Annotated in this window: 16 protein-coding genes; 8 read left to right on the forward strand and 8 right to left on the reverse strand. The window is 64.1% G+C overall.

Annotation, left to right across the window (positions count from 1 at the left end; genetic code table 11):
* Positions 1 to 188: 188 nt before the first annotated feature.
* The 5 genes from sbcB to icd form a co-directional block, all read right to left on the reverse strand.
* Complete coding sequence (gene sbcB, locus AC1D1F_RS06105; protein WP_477697527.1) at positions 189 to 1,658, reverse strand: exodeoxyribonuclease I; 1,470 nt, start codon at positions 1,656 to 1,658, stop codon at positions 189 to 191.
* 20 nt (positions 1,659 to 1,678) lie between these two features.
* Positions 1,679 to 3,136, reverse strand: coding sequence for a cardiolipin synthase (cls, locus tag AC1D1F_RS06110; RefSeq protein ID WP_477678791.1), 1,458 nt, complete (start codon positions 3,134 to 3,136; stop codon positions 1,679 to 1,681).
* Between the two features lie 108 nt (positions 3,137 to 3,244).
* Complete coding sequence (clpA, locus tag AC1D1F_RS06115) at positions 3,245 to 5,581, reverse strand: ATP-dependent Clp protease ATP-binding subunit ClpA (protein WP_477651965.1); 2,337 nt, start codon at positions 5,579 to 5,581, stop codon at positions 3,245 to 3,247.
* Positions 5,582 to 5,649: 68 nt separating this feature from the next.
* Positions 5,650 to 6,021 carry an ATP-dependent Clp protease adapter ClpS gene (clpS, locus tag AC1D1F_RS06120; RefSeq protein WP_477678533.1) on the reverse strand — a complete coding sequence of 124 codons (372 nt, stop codon included), beginning with the start codon at positions 6,019 to 6,021 and terminating at the stop codon, positions 5,650 to 5,652.
* A gap of 168 nt (positions 6,022 to 6,189) precedes the next feature.
* Positions 6,190 to 7,443: an NADP-dependent isocitrate dehydrogenase gene (gene icd, locus AC1D1F_RS06125; protein WP_477651967.1), complete on the reverse strand. Its 1,254-nt coding sequence runs from the start codon at positions 7,441 to 7,443 to the stop codon at positions 6,190 to 6,192.
* 203 nt (positions 7,444 to 7,646) lie between these two features.
* On the opposite strand from icd, the gene AC1D1F_RS06130 reads away from it, so the two are divergent.
* Positions 7,647 to 7,976: a cell envelope biogenesis protein TolA gene (locus tag AC1D1F_RS06130; protein WP_477678534.1), complete on the forward strand. Its 330-nt coding sequence runs from the start codon at positions 7,647 to 7,649 to the stop codon at positions 7,974 to 7,976.
* Between the two features lie 93 nt (positions 7,977 to 8,069).
* Positions 8,070 to 8,564, forward strand: coding sequence for a DUF192 domain-containing protein (locus tag AC1D1F_RS06135; protein WP_477700673.1), 495 nt, complete (start codon positions 8,070 to 8,072; stop codon positions 8,562 to 8,564).
* Positions 8,565 to 8,644: 80 nt separating this feature from the next.
* On the opposite strand, the gene AC1D1F_RS06140 is transcribed toward AC1D1F_RS06135, so the two are convergent.
* Both AC1D1F_RS06140 and xseA read right to left on the reverse strand, forming a co-directional pair.
* Positions 8,645 to 9,226 carry a superoxide dismutase gene (locus AC1D1F_RS06140; protein WP_477678536.1) on the reverse strand — a complete coding sequence of 194 codons (582 nt, stop codon included), beginning with the start codon at positions 9,224 to 9,226 and terminating at the stop codon, positions 8,645 to 8,647.
* Between the two features lie 66 nt (positions 9,227 to 9,292).
* Entirely contained in the window at positions 9,293 to 10,612 is a 1,320-nt protein-coding gene (xseA, locus tag AC1D1F_RS06145) for an exodeoxyribonuclease VII large subunit (RefSeq protein ID WP_477697240.1), read from the reverse strand.
* Between the two features lie 344 nt (positions 10,613 to 10,956).
* Between xseA and AC1D1F_RS06150 the strand changes: the two genes are divergently transcribed.
* The 6 genes from AC1D1F_RS06150 to adk all read left to right on the forward strand — a co-directional run bounded on the left by AC1D1F_RS06150 (position 10,957) and on the right by adk (position 14,869).
* Positions 10,957 to 11,595, forward strand: a complete 639-nt coding sequence (locus tag AC1D1F_RS06150) for a MotA/TolQ/ExbB proton channel family protein (protein ID WP_436154481.1) — start codon at positions 10,957 to 10,959, stop codon at positions 11,593 to 11,595.
* Positions 11,592 to 12,020, forward strand: a complete 429-nt coding sequence (locus AC1D1F_RS06155) for an ExbD/TolR family protein (RefSeq protein ID WP_477679100.1) — start codon at positions 11,592 to 11,594, stop codon at positions 12,018 to 12,020. The genes AC1D1F_RS06150 and AC1D1F_RS06155 overlap by 4 nt, the downstream gene beginning before the upstream one ends.
* Positions 12,021 to 12,070: 50 nt before the next feature.
* Complete coding sequence (gene lpxK / locus AC1D1F_RS06160; protein WP_477697239.1) at positions 12,071 to 13,102, forward strand: tetraacyldisaccharide 4'-kinase; 1,032 nt, start codon at positions 12,071 to 12,073, stop codon at positions 13,100 to 13,102.
* Complete coding sequence (locus AC1D1F_RS06165) at positions 13,083 to 13,265, forward strand: Trm112 family protein (protein ID WP_477651974.1); 183 nt, start codon at positions 13,083 to 13,085, stop codon at positions 13,263 to 13,265. The genes lpxK and AC1D1F_RS06165 overlap by 20 nt, the downstream gene beginning before the upstream one ends.
* Positions 13,262 to 14,020, forward strand: coding sequence for a 3-deoxy-manno-octulosonate cytidylyltransferase (gene kdsB, locus AC1D1F_RS06170; RefSeq protein WP_477679101.1), 759 nt, complete (start codon positions 13,262 to 13,264; stop codon positions 14,018 to 14,020). The genes AC1D1F_RS06165 and kdsB overlap by 4 nt, the downstream gene beginning before the upstream one ends.
* Positions 14,021 to 14,212: 192 nt before the next feature.
* Positions 14,213 to 14,869 (forward strand): adenylate kinase, encoded by a 657-nt coding sequence (adk, locus tag AC1D1F_RS06175; RefSeq protein ID WP_477678652.1) that lies wholly within the window; start codon positions 14,213 to 14,215, stop codon positions 14,867 to 14,869.
* A 43-nt stretch (positions 14,870 to 14,912) separates the two neighbouring features.
* On the opposite strand, the gene AC1D1F_RS06180 is transcribed toward adk, so the two are convergent.
* Positions 14,913 to 16,598 (reverse strand): M14 family zinc carboxypeptidase, encoded by a 1,686-nt coding sequence (locus tag AC1D1F_RS06180; RefSeq protein ID WP_477678653.1) that lies wholly within the window; start codon positions 16,596 to 16,598, stop codon positions 14,913 to 14,915.
* Between the last annotated feature and the right edge of the window lie 3 nt (positions 16,599 to 16,601).

Consider the following 16,601-nt stretch of genomic DNA (forward strand, 5'->3'; position numbering starts at 1 on the left):
CCGCCGTAGTCGAGCACCGCAGGTTGCCCGAAGCGAAGCGTAGGGACCCAGACTGCGGGTCGCCTTTTCTTTGGTGACTTTCTTTTKGCGAAGCAAAAGAAAGTTACTTGCTGCCGGGCAACCCCCGGCCAGCAGAACTTAGAAGAGAGAACAGAGGGAGCGGCGCCTGCCGGCGCAAGACCCGGCACCTAAACCTCTGGCGCCACAAACTCCGCATATTCATAAAGCGAGCCCAAAATCCCTTCCCCCCGTTCGTCGGCAGTTTCCGAGAGCGTGTCGATCCGCGCGAACAACGCATCCACATTGCGCGCCCCGCCCTCGCCTTCGAGCAGCCAGGCGACGCGGTGCGCCTCCCAGCGCTCGGCGTCCTCGGGCGACAGGGTCTCGGGGAAATTGCGGGCGCGGTAGCGGAACAGCATTTCTTCGAGCCTGTCGTCGTCAAAACCGGTTCGGCTGTGGGCGAGTTCTGCGGGCGATAGCGCGCGCAGCTGGTTCAGGCGGCGCCGATCGGTGTTGTTGATGAAGCCGCCGTAGAGGTCTTCATCGACGTCGGGCGTGCCTTCTTTGGGGCGCTGAAAGACTTCCGGCCAGATGGCGCTCATGTCGGGCAGGCCGGCGGCTTTTTCGGCGTTGCGCAGGGCGGCGTCTATGTCCACGCCCCACTGGGCCGCCATCTCGGGCGTCAGGGTGGCGAGTTTGCGCACCACCATGGGCGACTTGTTGAGGTGCACCGACTTGATGGGCAGGCGCTGCACGCCCTCGGGCAGGTCGGCGGATTTGCTGAAGAGGCGCTGGCGCAGCGTGGCGACGTCCAGCAGCGGCAGCTCGCTGGGGTCTTGCGACAGGTCCCAGGCCAGCAGTTCGTTCTTGTTGGTGGGATGGGTGGCCAGCGGCCACATGACGCCCAGGCAGCCGCGCTCGGGCGGGAACATGCCCGAGATGTGCAGAAAGGGCTGGGCCGTCTGCGGGCTGGTGGGCAGGCCGAGTTCGGCGGCGACGCGGTCCTTCTTGTGCAGGCTCAAGGCAAAGTCGAAGAGCTTGGGCTGCGCCTGGCGGATCAGCCGGGCCAGCGCGATGGTGGCGCGCACGTCGGACAACGCATCGTGCGCCGCGTCATGCATCAGGCCGTTGGCGCGCGCCAGGTCTTCGAGCTTGAAGCTGGGCCGGGTCGCCTTCGGGTCGTCGGGAAAGCGCTCGTCGGGCTTGCGCGGCCAGGTGATGCCTTCGGGCCGCAGCGCATAGGCCATGCGCACCACGTCCAGCAGATCCCAGCGGCCGCAGTCGTTCTGCCACTCGCGCGCATAGGGGTCGATGAGGTTGCGCCAGAACAGGTGGCGTGTGACCTCGTCGTCAAAGCGGATGGTGTTGTAACCCACGCCTATGGTGCCGGGCTCGGCCAGCACGGCCTCGATGCGGGCGGCGAATTCGTGCTCGGCCACGCCGCGCTCCAGGCACAGCTGCGGCGTGATGCCGGTGAGCAGGCAGGACTCCGGGTCGGGCAGATAGTCGTTGGCGGGTTTGCAGTAGAGCATCAGCGGCTCGCCGATTTCATTGAGTTCGGCGTCGGTGCGTATGCCGGCGAACTGCGCGGGACGGTCGCGCCGGGGGTTGATGCCGAAAGTCTCGTAGTCGTGCCAGAGAAAGGTGTGGGAGGCCATGAAGCTTCTCGGAAGGATGGTTAAAGCAAGGGGGAAAACAGCCGCGCGGTGGCGTCGGCCAGCCGTACCAAAAAGCGCTGCGGCCTGTGGGCGCGCACGGCGGCGGCGCTGCGCAGGTCGGTTTCAAACTGCTCGGCCAGCGGCCCGGCCAGCGCCGGGCCGTAGACCACCGCCATGACCTCGAAGTTCAGGCGGAAGCTGCGGTTGTCGAAGTTGGCAGTGCCGGCCATGGCGCAGTGGTCGTCGACCACCAGGGTCTTGGAGTGCAGCATGCGGGCCTTGTATTCCCAGACCTTGACGCCGGCGGCGATCAGCTCGTCGTAGTAGGAGCGCGCGGCGGCGCTGACGATCAGGCTGTCGCTGCGGCGCGGCACCAGCAGGCGCACGTCGACGCCGCGCAGTGCGGCGCTGGTCAGCGCCATCAGCGCGGGCTCGCCGGGCACGAAGTACGGCGTGGTCAGCCAGGCGCGCTGGCAAGAGGCGTTGATGGCCGCCACGTGCATGCGGTGTATGGGCTCCAGCGTGGTGTCGGGCCCGCTGGTGACGATCTGCACCGGTATCTCGCCGGCCTCGGCTTCGGGCTGCAGCCGCGGCAACAGCTGCGGCAAGGCGCGCTGCCCGTCGTTCAGGGACTCGCCGGTGGTATAGGCCCAGTCCTCGAGGAAGGTGGTCTGCAGCCAGCGCACGGCGCTGCCTTCTATGCGCAGGTGCACATCGTGGTAGGCGTCGCTGCGGGTGCGCCGGTCTTCTTCGTCGGTGATGTTGACGCCGCCGGTAAAGCCTATGCTGCCGTCGCAGACCACGATCTTGCGGTGCGTGCGGTAGTTGGTCACCGGGCGCAGCCGCCGGCCTATGCGGGTGTCGTGGAAAAACGCGACCTGGCCTCCGGCGGCCAGCAGCGGCGCCAGGAAGCTGCTGCCCAGGCGCTTGGAGCCCAACGCGTCGACCAGCAGCCGCACCGTGACGCCCTCCCCGGCTTTTTGCACCAGCAGGTCGCGCAGCTGGGTGCCGATCTGGTCGGGCTCGAAAATGTAGTACTCGAGGTGGACGTGGTCGCGGGCCTCGCGCACCGCCTCGAAGATGCGGTCAAAGGTGCGGGCGCCGCCCGAGAGCAGCTCGACCGAGGTCGCGCTGGATACCGGCAAGCCGCAGGCGGCGGTGCCCAGCGCGGCCATCTGCCGCAGGGCCGCGGGCGCCATTTCCGCGGCCTCGCGCAGCAAGGCCAGGTCCGCGCCCGCGCGCTCGCCGGCACGGCTGCGCAGGCGCTTGAGACGCTGCTTTTTCAGGCGCTGGGGCCCGAGGAAGTAATAGACGACAAAGCCCGCGAAAGGCAGCAAGGCCAGCGACAGTATCCAGCTCATGGTGGACACCGGGGCGCGCTTTTGCATCACGATCCAGATGGACAGCACCGCGATGTAGGCGCTCCAGGCCAGGGAAAGGCCGGTTTTCCATTCGGAGCTGAGTTCGGGAAGCGTCAAGACAGGATTTGAAGGGGTTGGCGGCGCTGGCGGGCATGAAAAAAGGCCGATAGCGTGATGCTACCGGCCTTTTGGGTGGGTGCTGAAAAATCAGCGCCTGCCAAGCCCTCAGTTGGTCTCAGCCGCTTCGGCTTCGGGTTTGGCCTTGCCCTCTTTCTTGGGCAGCGGCTGGATGTCGAGTTCGACCTCGCCAGTTTCCACGCCTTTTTCGTCGGCCGTCACTTTCATGTCGACCGTGAGGCGCCCGCCGTCCATCAGGCGGCCGAACAGCAGTTCGTCGGCCAGGGCGCGGCGAATCGTGTCCTGGATCAGGCGCTGCATCGGGCGTGCGCCCATCAGCGGGTCGAAGCCCTTCTTGCCGAGGTACTTGCGCAGCGTGTCGGTGAAGGTGACCTCAACCTTCTTCTCGGCCAGCTGGGTCTCGAGCTGCAGCAGGAACTTGTCAACCACGCGCAGGATGACGGTTTCGTCGAGCGCCTTGAAGCTCACGGTCGCATCCAGGCGGTTGCGGAACTCGGGCGTGAACAGGCGCTTGATGTCGGCCATCTCGTCGCCGGACTCGCGCGGATTGGTAAAGCCGATGGTCGCCTTGTTCATCGTCTCGGCACCGGCGTTGGTGGTCATGACGATGATGACATTGCGGAAATCGGCCTTGCGCCCGTTGTTGTCCGTCAGCGTCCCGTGGTCCATGACCTGCAGCAGCACGTTGAAGATGTCCGGGTGCGCCTTTTCGATCTCGTCGAGCAGCAGCACCGCGTGCGGCTTCTTGGTGATGGCCTCGGTCAGCAAGCCGCCCTGGTCGAAACCGACGTAGCCCGGGGGCGCGCCTATCAGGCGGCTCACGGCATGGCGCTCCATGTACTCGGACATGTCGAAGCGGATCAGCTCAATGCCCATGATGTAGGCCAGTTGCTTGGCGGCTTCCGTCTTGCCGACGCCCGTGGGGCCGGAGAACAGGAAGGAGCCGATGGGCTTGTCGTCCTTGCCCAGGCCCGAGCGCGCCATCTTGACGGCTGACGAAAGCACGTCGAGCGCCTTGTCCTGGCCGAAGACCACGCTCTTGAGGTCGCGTTCCAGCGTCTTGAGCTTGCCGCGGTCGTCGTTGGAGACGTTGGCGGGCGGGATGCGGGCGATCTTGGCCACGATCTCTTCGACCTCGGCCTTGGTGATGATCTTCTTGCGTTTGGACGCGGGCAGGATGCGCTGGGCGGCGCCGGCTTCATCGATCACGTCAATTGCCTTGTCGGGCAGGTGGCGGTCGTTGATGTACTTGGCGCTGAGCTCCGCCGCGGCCTGCAGGGCCGCCACGGCGTACTTGACGCTGTGGTGCTCTTCAAAGCGCGACTTCAGGCCCTTGAGGATGTCCACGGTTTCCTGCACCGTGGGCTCGACCACGTCGACCTTCTGGAAACGGCGCGACAGGGCCGCGTCTTTTTCGAAGATGCCGCGATATTCGGTGAAGGTGGTCGCGCCAATGCACTTGAGCTGGCCCGAGCTGAGCGCGGGCTTGAGCAGGTTGGACGCGTCCAGCGTGCCGCCCGAGGCCGCGCCGGCACCGATCAGGGTGTGGATCTCGTCGATGAAGAGGATGCCGTTGGGCTTGTCCTTCAGCGCCTTGAGCACGCCCTTGAGGCGCTGCTCGAAGTCGCCGCGGTATTTGGTGCCCGCGAGCAAGGCGCCCATGTCGAGCGAATACACATTGGCTTCGGCCAGGATCTCGGGCACGTCTTTTTGCGTGATGCGCCAGGCCAGGCCCTCGGCGATGGCGGTCTTGCCCACGCCGGCCTCGCCGACCAGCAGCGGGTTGTTCTTGCGGCGGCGGCAGAGGATCTGGATGACGCGCTCGACCTCGTACTGGCGGCCGATCAACGGGTCGATCTTGCCGTCCTTGGCGAGCTGGTTCAGGTTGACGGTGAACTGCTCGAGCGGAGAGGCCTTTTCGTTCTTCTCGGCGCCCTCTTCGTTCTCGGCCGCGCTCTCGCCGGCCTTGGCGGGCTCGGGCGGATCGCTCTTCTTGATGCCGTGGGCGATGAAGTTCACCACGTCCAGGCGGGTGACGCCCTGCTGGTGGAGGTAATACACGGCGTGCGAGTCTTTCTCGCCGAAGATGGCGACCAGCACGTTGGCGCCGGTGACTTCCTTCTTGCCGTTGCCGGTGGACTGCACGTGCATGATGGCGCGCTGGATCACGCGCTGGAAGCCCAGCGTGGGCTGCGTGTCGACATCATCGGTGCCCGCCACCTGCGGGGTGTTGTCCTTGATGAAGTTGGCGAGCGACTTGCGCAAATCGTCGACATTGGCGGAGCAGGCTCGCAGCACTTCGGCGGCACTGGGGTTGTCCAGCAAGGCAAGCAGGAGGTGCTCAACGGTGATGAACTCGTGGCGCTGCTGGCGCGCCTCGACAAACGCCATGTGCAAGCTGACTTCTAATTCCTGGGCAATCATTGATCTTCCTTTCGGCTTGCTTGGGTTACTTAACTGACTTATAGCTCGAATATTGGCCGGATTTGCAATTATTCAATGGGCTCGCTGACACACTGCAGCGGATGGCCGTTCTTGCGGGCGGCTTCGGTGACCTGGTCGACCTTGGTGGCGGCCACATCCCTGGAGAAAACCCCGCAGACGCCTTTGCCGTCCAGGTGGATCTTCAGCATGATCTGCGTGGCGGTTTCCCGGTCCTTGTTAAAAAACTCCTGGATCACCACCACCACGAACTCCATGGGGGTGTAGTCGTCGTTGAGCAGGACGACCTGGTACATCTGCGGCGGTTTGGTCTTTTGCGGCCGGCGCTCCAGCACGACCGAATCCCCTCCGTTGTCCGGCCTGACGGCTGGTACCGGATGCTGCACCGGAGTGTTTGGGGTTTTGGGAGACTTGGTTGCCATGGAATTCATTCTAGCCACCGATATAACCCAGTGCGCCTGTTAGGGAAATTGGTGGCGGGAACGCGACATTCAAGCGTGATTTTTTGCTTATTTCGCGGACATGAAAAAACCGCCTCGGGATTGCTCCCGGGCGGCTTCAGAATAGAGGGCTGGGCCCGCTTAGGCGCTTTACATGTGGTCGATCATGACCTGGCCGAAACCGGAGCAGCTGACCTGGGTCGCGCCTTCCATGAGGCGGGCGAAGTCATAGGTGACCTTCTTGGACTCGATGGACTTTTCCATCGAGCTGATGATCAGGTCGGCAGCCTTGGTCCAGCCCATGTGGCGCAGCATCATTTCGGCCGAGAGGATTTCGGAACCGGGATTGACGTAGTCCTTGCCGGCGTACTTGGGCGCCGTGCCGTGGGTGGCTTCAAACATCGCGACGGTGTCGCTCAGGTTGGCGCCGGGGGCGATGCCGATGCCGCCGACCTGGGCCGCCAGCGCGTCGGACACATAGTCGCCGTTCAGGTTCAGGGTGGCGATCACGCTGTATTCAGCGGGGCGCAACAGGATCTGCTGCAGGAAGGCGTCGGCGATGCTGTCCTTGACGGTGATTTCCTTGCCGGTCCTCGGGTTCTTGAACTTCATCCATGGGCCGCCGTCGATTTCCACCGCGCCGAATTCCTTCTTGGCCAGGGCGTAGGCCCAGTCACGGAAGCCGCCTTCGGTGAACTTCATGATGTTGCCCTTGTGCACGATGGTCACGCTGGGCTTGTCGTTGTCGATAGCGTACTGGATGGCCTTGCGCACCAGGCGCTCGGTGCCTTCGCTGGAAACCGGCTTGATGCCGATGCCCGAGGTGTTCGGGAAGCGGATCTTCTTGACGCCCATCTCGTCCTGCAGGAACTTGATGAGCTTTTTGGCCTTGTCGCTGCCGGATTCGAATTCGATGCCGGCGTAGATGTCTTCCGAGTTCTCGCGGAAGATGACCATGTGGGTCTTTTCAGGCTCTTTGACCGGGGAAGGAACGCCCTTGAAGTACTGGATGGGGCGCAGGCAGACGTAGAGGTCGAGTTCCTGGCGCAGCGCGACGTTCAGGCTGCGGATGCCGCCGCCCACGGGCGTCGTCAACGGGCCTTTGATCGAGACGACGTAGTCGCGCACGGCGTGCAGGGTTTCTTCGGGCAGCCACACGTCGGGGCCGTAGACCTTGGTGGACTTTTCACCGGCAAACACTTCCATCCAATGGATCTTCTTCTTGCCGCCATAGGCTTTGGCAACAGCAGCATCAACCACCTTCAACATGACCGGCGTGATGTCGGCACCGGTGCCGTCGCCTTCGATGAACGGAATGACGGGTTCGTCAGGGACGTTCAGGGAGTTGTCGGCGTTGACAGTGATTTTCTGGCCTTGGGAAGGCACCTTGATGTGCTGGTACATGTAGGAAAGTCTCCGGTGAGCGCTGAGGCGTGGAAGGTACGCCCTGTAGCAGTTAGGTAAAAACCCCTAAATTCTAGCCGTAAATCCAGGGAGCAAAAGAATTTGGGGGCTTGTGTCAACGGCCGGGGAAGGGGCTCCGTTACGGTAGGGCCTCCGAGAAGTTCGGGGTATTTTTTCCAATAACGTTATCAAGGAAATTCCAAATGAACAAAATCCTCGCTGCTTTGATCGCTGGCCTCTTCGCCGTTGGTGCATACGCACAAGCTCCTGCTGCCAAGCCTGCTGCCGCTCCCGCTGCTGCAGCCGCTCCAGCACCTGCTGCCGCTCCCGCCGCAGCTGCCAAGGCTGAAGCCAAGCCAGCCAAGATGACCAAGGAAGAAAAAGCTGCCGCCAAGGCCGCCAAGAAAGAAAAAGCCGCTGCTGAAAAGAAAGCAAAAGCTGAAGCCGCCGCAGCCAAGAAAGCTGAAGCCGCTGCCGCCAAGAAGGCAAAGGCTGACGCCGCTGTCGCCAAGAAAGCTGAAGCCAAGAAGTAATTCCTGGTGACTTCGGTCAAAATGCCCGCCGCGTGCGGGCATTTTTATGCGCGTCGTTTATGCTGGCAGATCAACTTCATGCGTGGTGACTTTATGTTTTCCAAACCTGGCGCCCATTCTTTGGGCAAGGTATTCCAGATCCTGGCCAGCGCCTTGGCCCTGGCCGCCCTGCTCTCCCCGCTGCGCGCTTCGGCCCAGGAGGCGCCGCAGATGAACCTGCAGCGCGTCAAGCTGTCTGCCGGCATGCACCTGATTGATGCACAGGTGGCCCTTACGCCCGAGCAGCGGCAAATCGGCCTGATGTTCCGCAAGGAGATGCCGCACCAGGAAGGCATGATCTTCGTGTTCGAGCAGCCCAGCCAGCAGTGTTTCTGGATGAAAAACACCTTGCTGCCCCTAACGGCGGCATTCGTGGCGGACGACGGCACCATCGTGAACCTGGCTGACATGAAGCCGCAAACCACGGACCCCCATTGCTCCGCCAAGCCGGTGCGCTACGTCCTGGAAATGAACAAGGGCTGGTTTGCCCAGAAGGGCATCAAGGCCGGCAGCAAGCTGGGCGGGCCCCCGTTTGAAGCCAGGCGCTGATTTTTCCGCCTGCCCGAAAGCAAAAAAAGCCGACTTGAGGTCGGCTTTTTTACGGGCGCTGAGTGCGCCGGCAGCATCAATCAGGCGAAGTTGGCTTCCGCGAAACTCCAGTTGACCAGGTTGGACAGGAAAGTTTCAACGAACTTGGGGCGCAGGTTGCGGTAGTCGATGTAGTAGGCGTGTTCCCAGACGTCGACCGTCAGCAGAGCTTTGTCGGCGGTGGTCAGCGGGGTGCCGGCCGGGCCGGTGTTGACGATGTCCACCGTGCCGTCGGCCTTCTTAACCAGCCAGGTCCAGCCGGAGCCGAAATTGCCCACGGCGGACTTGACGAAAGCCTCCTTGAAGGCGGCATAGGAGCCGAATTTGGCGTTGATGGCCGCAGCCAGCGCGCCGCTGGGTTCACCGCCGCCGGCGGGCTTCATGCAGCTCCAGAAAAAGGTGTGGTTCCAGATCTGGGCCGCGTTGTTGTAAACGCCGCCGCTGGATTTTTTGACGATCTCTTCGAGCGTCATGGCTTCGAACTCGGTGCCTTTTTGCAGGTTGTTGAGGTTCACCACGTAAGCGTTGTGGTGCTTGCCATGGTGGTACTCAAAGGCTTCCTGGCTGTAGTGCGGCGCCAGCGCGTCGATCGGGTAAGGGAGTGGTGGGAGCTTGTGTTCCATGATTTTCCTCGTGGTGATGAATAAACTGTTATTCGGTTGTGAACGCTGTCTGGGCCATTGTAAAAACTAAATCAGGCGGCGCGCCGTGACGGTCAAATCGACCTCGCCGCCGGCAAGGGTAGCGCGCACGGGCTGGCCTTCATGCGTCGTCTCGGGGCTGGTGATCGGCTGGCCCTGCAGATCGGCCAGCCAGGCATAACCGCGCTTGAGGACCAGTTTCGGGTCCAGCAATTCCAGCCGCAATTGCGCGCGTTCCAGGCGCTGCCGGCCGCGCCGCAGGCTGCCCTCCACTTCGCGAGGAAACTCGCTCGCCAGGGACTGCAGCTTGAGCCGCTCGTGCTGCAGGGCAGAGCGTACGGCGTGATTCAGGCCCTGCCCCAAACCGGCCAGGCGCGCATGCTGGCGAGTCACCAAATGTGACGGCCGGCTGACCCGGGACGCCGCCCAGTCCAGGCGCTGGTTGTGTGATTGCAGCTGACGGTCCACGCCGTTCTGCAGGCGCGACAAGGCCAGATCCAGTGCGCTGAGCCAGGTGCTTTGCGGCTGCGCGCACAGCTCGGCAGCAGCGGTGGGCGTCGGCGCGCGCACGTCGGCGCAAAAGTCGGCGATGGTGAAGTCGGTTTCATGGCCCACGCCGCTGACCACCGGCACCGGCGAGGCCACGATGGCCCGCGCGAGCTGTTCGTCATTGAAGGCCCACAAGTCTTCCATAGCGCCGCCGCCGCGCACCAGCAGCAGGACGTCAACCCGGTCCTGGGCGCGCCTCTGGTAGGCCTTATGGAGGGCCTCGCGCAATTCGCCCGCAGCCTGCGCGCCCTGCACGCTGGCCGGGTAGACCACCACGGGGATGTGCGGCACACGCCGCTGCAGCGCGCTCACCACGTCATGCAGGGCCGCGGCGCCCAGCGAGGTGACGACGCCGATCGCACGCGGCAACAGGGGCAAGGGGCGCTTGCGGCCCTGCTCGAAAAGGCCCTCAGCCTCCAGCTTGGCCTTGAGCTGCAGGAACTGCTCGAACAGGTTGCCCTGCCCGGCCTGACGCATGGATTCCACCACCAACTGCAGCTCGCCGCGCGGTTCATACACGCCCAAGCGGCCGCGCAGCTCCACCAGTTGGCCGTCCCGCGGGGCGAAATCGAGCAAACCGGCCGCGCGGCGAAACATGGCGCAGCGGATCTGGCCCTGCTCATCCTTGAGGGAAAAATAGCAATGGCCGCTGGCCGCCCGCGAAAACCCGCTGATTTCGCCCTGCACCGCTACCGGGTTGAAGCGCGCCTCCAGGCTGTCCGCAATCGCGCGCAGCAGGGAGCCCACCGGCCAGATACGCACACCCGCCTCGCGTCCGGCCGGAAACGGCCTCTCGGGACGCGCCGCTGGCTCAAACACGGCCAAACCCCTTGATTTCGCGGGGGCAGTACTCCACAGAGCGCCGTCCCGCATGGGTGAAAGACCCTGTTCCCTGCGGATGACGCGATAAATTCGTGTAACTCATTGATTTTGAATAACTTAATTCTGCTCAAATTTTCATCGTTTTGTCATATTCACGATTTGACGCGGCTTGGCGGGCGCACCGCCCTCACTTGCTCACAAAGTTATCCACAACTTCTGTGGGCTACGTCTGACAAAAACCGGATATTGAAAACATTCGTGGTGGATGCGCCGCGCATCGCGCGGCGCTGCAGTATCTGTAAGCCATAATCCACCACAAATTATCTGCTTGGAGATGTGCATTGTTTTCGATCATACAAGCCGCAGGCTGGCCGATCTGGCCCTTGGTTGCCTGTTCCGTCTTGGCTCTCGCCCTGGTTATCGAGCGTTTCACCAGCCTCAAAATCCGCAAAGTCGCGCCCCCCAAGCTGCTTGACGAAGCCATCACCGTCTCCCGCGCGTCCATTCCTTCGCCCGACGTCGTCGCGCAGCTCGAGCAGAACTCGGTGCTCGGTGAAGTATTGGCCAGCGGCTTTCGCGCGCTGAACACCAACCCACGCATCAGCGAGGACGATCTGCGCTCCATCCTCGAAGGCGCCGGGCGCCAGGCGGCGCACAAGCTGGAGCGCTACCTCGCGGCCCTGGCGACCATCGCCTCCGCCGCCCCGCTGCTGGGCCTGCTGGGCACGGTGATCGGCATGATTGAAATCTTCGGCTCCCAGGCGGGCGGCGGCGGTGTCGGCGGCGCGACCGGCGGCAACCCGGCGCAGCTGGCGCACGGTATTTCGATCGCGCTCTACAACACGGCTTTCGGCCTGATGGTGGCCATTCCAGCGCTGATCTTCTGGCGCTATTTCCGGGCCCGCGTGGATGGCTACCTGCTGAGCATGGAACTGGCCGCCGAGCGCTTCGTCCGCCACCTCAATACTCTCCGCAAATGAACTTCCGCCCGCATCCCCACGACGAACCGGAGATCAACCTGATCCCCTTCATCGACGTGCTGCTCGTGGTGCTGATCTTCCTGATGCTGTCCACCACCTACAGCAAGTTCACCGAGCTCCAGGTCAAGTTGCCGGTAGCCGACGCCGAGCAGCAACGCGACTATCCCAAGGAAGTCATTGTCGCGGTGAGCAGCGACGGCCGCTACATGGTGAACAAGACCCTGGTCGAAGGCCGCGGCATCGAGGCGCTGGGCACCGCGCTGGCCGAGGCGGCCAAGGCTGGCAAGGAGAGCGTCATCATCATCAGTGCCGACGCCAGCGCCACGCACCAGGCGGTCATCACCGTCATGGAGGCGGCGCGCCGCCAGGGCCTCACACAAATCACTTTTGCCACACAGAGCGCCGCGATGGGCGGGGCGAAATAAGCCCCTGGCCACTCCCGGCCGCAACAGCCGCCCTCCCCCGCGAAACGGCCGTGAAACACCTTCTGCAGAACGCCTGGCTCACCCGTGGGGCGCTGGCATGCCTGCTCTGGCCGCTGGCTCAGCTATACGGCCTGCTGGTGCGCCTGCGCCGGGCCCTGTACCGCCACGGCCTCCTGCGGTCCGAGCGTTTCAAGGTTCCCGTTGTGGTGGTCGGCAATGTGGTCGCCGGCGGGGCCGGCAAAACCCCCTTGGTAATCGCCCTTGTCAGGCATCTCCAGGCGCGGCATATTGCGGTGGGCGTGGTGTCGCGCGGCTATGGGCGCTCCGGTTCGGACTGCGTCGAGGTCACGCCCACCGCGCCGCTCGCGCAAACCGGCGACGAACCGGCCCTGATCCACAGGCTGACCGGCTTGCCGGTTTTTGTAGCGGACAAGCGCACCGAAGCACTGCGGGCCTTGCTGGCCGTCCACCCCGAGACGGCCGTGGTGCTGTGCGACGACGGCCTGCAGCATTACGCCCTGCAGCGCGACATCGAAATCGCCGCATTTGACGACCGTGGCGCCGGCAATGGCTGGCTGCTGCCGGCCGGCCCGCTGCGCGAACCCTGGCCCGGGCGCAAACGTCATGGCCTGGACCTTGTGCTCCATACCGGGCAAAAACCCGCCTTCGAAGGCTTCACCTCCAGCCGGCAACTGGCGGAAGACGCCTGGTCACCCGGCGGCGACCGGGTCGCGCTGGCCGGCTTGCGCGGCCGGCCGGTGACGGCGCTGGCGGGCATCGCCAATCCACAGGCGTTTTTCGGCATGCTGGAGGACCGCGGCCTGACGCTGGAAGCCACCATCACCCTGCCCGACCACCATGTCTTCAGCGAGGCCGACCTGGCTGGGCTGCGAGGCCGGACCGTGCTGTGCACCGAAAAGGACGCCGTCAAGCTGTTTGCCCTGCCGGGCGCCGCCGGGTTGGACCTGCTGGCCGTGCCCCTGGTGTTTTCGCCTGAACCGGCCTTTTTCGCCGCCTTTGACGCACTGCTGGCGCCCCTGCTTTCTCCATTACCATCGAAACATGGACACCAAACTGCTTGAATTGCTGGTCTGCCCCGTGACCAAAGGCCCGCTTGACTACGACCGGGAAAAACAGGAACTGCTCTCCCGCAGCGCCCGGCTGGCTTACCCCGTGCGCGACGGCCTGCCCGTGCTGCTGGAAAGCGAAGCACGCACCATGACCGACGAAGAGCTGGGCCTGTGAGCTTCACTGTCCTGATCCCGGCCCGGCTGGCCTCCACCCGCCTTCCCAACAAGCCGCTGGCCGACATAGGCGGCGCCCCCATGGTTGTGCGCGTTGCCCAGCGCGCCATGCAAAGCGCGGCCTTGCGCACCGTCGTCGCAACCGACAGCCAGGAAATCATTGAAAGATGCGCGTCCTTCGGCGTCTCGGCCGTGCTGACCCGCGTCGACCACCCCAGCGGCAGCGACCGGCTGGCCGAAGCCTGCGGCGTGCTGGGCCTGGCGGATGAGGACATCGTGGTCAACGTCCAGGGCGACGAGCCGCTGATAGCCCCGGCGCTGATCAACGCCGTGGCGAGCCTGCTCAACGAACGGCTCGACTGCGCCATGAGCACTGCGGCGCACCCCATAGGCCAGCTGGCCGACCTGCAGAACCCGAACGTGGTCAAGGTGGTGCTGGATGCCCGCCACACCGCGCTCTACTTCAGCCGCTCACCGATTCCGGCGGGCCGCGACTTCGCCGGCCAGGCCTGGTGGGAAACCGGCAGCACGCTGCCCAAGCCGCTGCGCCATGTAGGCATCTACGGCTACCGCGTGGGTTTTCTGCGGGAGTTTCCCCGCCTTCCCCAGGCGCCGCTGGAGCAGCTCGAGCAACTGGAGCAGCTGCGCGCCCTGTGGCATGGCCACCGCATCGCCGTGCACATCACCGACGACGCGCCCGGCCCGGGCGTCGACACCGCAGAAGACCTGGACCGCGCCCGCAAGCTGTTTACCTGAGCGCGCCTTCCCGCCGGGAAGCCCTTGCCTGTAAGGTGCTGTCAGGGGTGCATGCTATCCTTGGGAAAAACGCAAGTGGAAGGCCTGCAGGACGCGCTGGCAACCCTTCACACCTGCCCCAAGCAACCCCATCGGTAACCGGCGCGCCGGCCCGGGGTTGGCTTCACGAATTCATAAAATCCGAGGACATCCATGAGACTGATATTGTTGGGCGCGCCTGGCGCGGGCAAGGGGACGCAAGCGACCTTCATCTGCCAGAAGTACGGCATCCCCCAGATTTCCACCGGCGACATGCTTCGCGCGGCCGTCAAGGCCGGCACACCTCTGGGAATTGAAGCCAAAAAAATCATGGATGCCGGCGCGCTGGTCAGCGATGACCTGATCATCAACCTCGTGAAGGAACGTATTGCCCAGTCCGATTGCGCGAAGGGCTTTCTGTTCGACGGTTTCCCTCGCACCATCCCCCAGGCCGACGCGATGAAGTCGGCGGGTGTCAAACTCGACTATGTGCTGGAAATCGACGTGCCCTTCGAGGCCATCATTGAGCGCATGAGCGGACGCCGCTCGCACCCCGCCTCGGGCCGCACCTACCATGTCAAATTCAACCCGCCCAAGGTTGAGGGCAAGGACGATGTGACCGGCGAGCCGCTGATCCAGCGCGAAGACGACAAGGAAGAAACCGTGCGCAAGCGGCTGGAGGTCTACAGCGCCCAGACCCGCCCGCTGGTGGACTACTACTCCGGCTGGGCCAAGGTCGCGCCCGACGCCGCACCCAAGTACCGCGCCATCAGCGGCATGGGCACGGTAGACCAGATCACGGCGCGCGCCCTCGAAGCTCTGTCCGCTTAGGCCCTCGCAGGTTCACAAAAAAGCCGTCTTCCGACGGCTTTTTTCATGGGCGCTCAAAAATCGACAGCACCGGATAGCGGCGCCATTGCGGCTCGGCGTGGCGCGCGCAGTTCTCGAAGATAAAGCCCAGGACCTGCTGGGGATCCGACAACAGTTGGGGGTTGGCCGCCTTCCACTGCTCAAAACGCGCGCGTAGCGCAGGCTCGTCCTTGAGCAGCTGCAGCGCCAGGTCTTCGAAGACGTAGTCCGAGAAATGCTCTTTCTTTTCGAGGATGCTGTTGAAAAATCCCCAACGGAAGAAGCTGTCGTGCGCCTGTGGCTCTAGCGTTTCGACGGCATAACGGGCCTTGTCCTGGTCCAGCGGCACCCACCAGTCGCCGGCCTGCAGTTCGACGGCCTCCAGGCTGGTCTCCAGCCTGACCTCGTCATGGAACATGTGGCCTTCATAGGCGCCGGCGCGGCTTTGGACGCTCTTGATACGGCTGACCTGAGCCTGAACCGTGCGGGCTGCGCCCAGGCGCTCCATACGAACGCCATTCCAGTCCAGGCGTTCAATCACGGCGCGCCAGGCTTGCGGGACGACGTAGGCCAGGGGCGCGGGCACGGAAACTTCTTCCGAGAAGTGCGTGAAGTAGTCGATCTCGCGCTCCCAGGGCTGGTCTCTGTCGTAAGACAGGCGCTGGTAGTCGCCCAGCAAGCTGGGCGAGCGCAGCGCTGCATAGCCCTTGAAACGCAGGCGCGAGCGGCGGGTTTCATCGAGCTTCCAGCGGACAGGCCAATGCGTCCTGCCGCCCGCCGCTTGCCGGGCCTGCCGCCGCAGCGCCTGGATCTCCGGCGCGTTCGCCACCGTGAACGCCAGCGTCACATCCAGCAGCGCGCGCATGGACTCATAGCGATCCTTGAAGGGCTTGAGCATATGGGTCTCGGGCATGAAGCCTATGGTGTGGTTCAGCGCCGCATAGCCGGTCGAGAACCGCGGCACCTCCAGGAAATCGGCAATCCCCTGGTCCGGGCTCACATGCACGGGATTCACATAGGGACAGGTCGGCCAGCCGCGCGCCTCCATGCCCTGGTAAATCACCGGCAGCATGCGCTCCCGCAGGAACGCGCCCAGGCCGCCGCCCAGCTTGTCGGCCTGGGTGTGGATCAGCGTCATGGTGTAGCTGTAGTCAGCGCCGTTGGAAGTGTGGGTATCAACCATCACGTCCGGGTCCCAGGCCGTGAAGAAGCGGTTGAACAGCTGCGCGTTGAGGCTGTCGCACTTGATGAAGTCGCGGTTCAGGTCGAGGTGCAGGCTGTTGCCGCGAAAGCCGAAGGCCTCCGGCCCGTCCTGGTTGACGCGGCTGGCATCACCACGGTTGCAGCTGCCGTCGACGTTGTAGACCGGGATGAACAGGTAGACCGTGCTGCCCAGCGCGGCCAGGCGCTCGGGCTCCAGGCACAGGTCGCGCACCAGCGCCATGCAGGCATCTACGCCTTCGGGCTCGCCGGGGTGGATGCCGTTGTTGTTGAAAAAGACAGCGCGCCCCGCTTGCCGGATCTGCTCACGGTCAAACACGCCGTCGGCGCTCACGATGCCCGCGTGGAGGGGCACGCCGGCGTCGGAAACGCCAATCTGCGAAAACTGCAGGACGCCGGGGCAGCGCAGCGCCAGCGCTTCGTAAAACCGGATGCAGGCATCCCAGGTCGTGGTCTGGTTCTGGTTGCCGAGTTCGTACGGGGTTTGCATGGA

Source organism: Polaromonas sp. P1_H6, assembly GCF_056405195.1.

What these genes read in the sequence shown, in the direction of transcription:
- sbcB (WP_477697527.1), bottom strand. Translation starts at nt 1,658, where the DNA reads ATGGCCTCCCACACCTTTCTCTGGCACGACTACGAGACTTTCGGCATC.
- clpA (WP_477651965.1), bottom strand. Translation starts at nt 5,581, where the DNA reads ATGATTGCCCAGGAATTAGAAGTCAGCTTGCACATGGCGTTTGTCGAG.
- clpS (WP_477678533.1), bottom strand. Translation starts at nt 6,021, where the DNA reads ATGGCAACCAAGTCTCCCAAAACCCCAAACACTCCGGTGCAGCATCCG.
- icd (WP_477651967.1), bottom strand. Translation starts at nt 7,443, where the DNA reads ATGTACCAGCACATCAAGGTGCCTTCCCAAGGCCAGAAAATCACTGTC.
- AC1D1F_RS06130 (WP_477678534.1), top strand. Translation starts at nt 7,647, where the DNA reads ATGAACAAAATCCTCGCTGCTTTGATCGCTGGCCTCTTCGCCGTTGGT.
- AC1D1F_RS06135 (WP_477700673.1), top strand. Translation starts at nt 8,070, where the DNA reads ATGTTTTCCAAACCTGGCGCCCATTCTTTGGGCAAGGTATTCCAGATC.
- AC1D1F_RS06140 (WP_477678536.1), bottom strand. Translation starts at nt 9,226, where the DNA reads ATGGAACACAAGCTCCCACCACTCCCTTACCCGATCGACGCGCTGGCG.
- AC1D1F_RS06155 (WP_477679100.1), top strand. Translation starts at nt 11,592, where the DNA reads ATGAACTTCCGCCCGCATCCCCACGACGAACCGGAGATCAACCTGATC.
- AC1D1F_RS06165 (WP_477651974.1), top strand. Translation starts at nt 13,083, where the DNA reads ATGGACACCAAACTGCTTGAATTGCTGGTCTGCCCCGTGACCAAAGGC.
- adk (WP_477678652.1), top strand. Translation starts at nt 14,213, where the DNA reads ATGAGACTGATATTGTTGGGCGCGCCTGGCGCGGGCAAGGGGACGCAA.
- AC1D1F_RS06180 (WP_477678653.1), bottom strand. Translation starts at nt 16,598, where the DNA reads ATGCAAACCCCGTACGAACTCGGCAACCAGAACCAGACCACGACCTGG.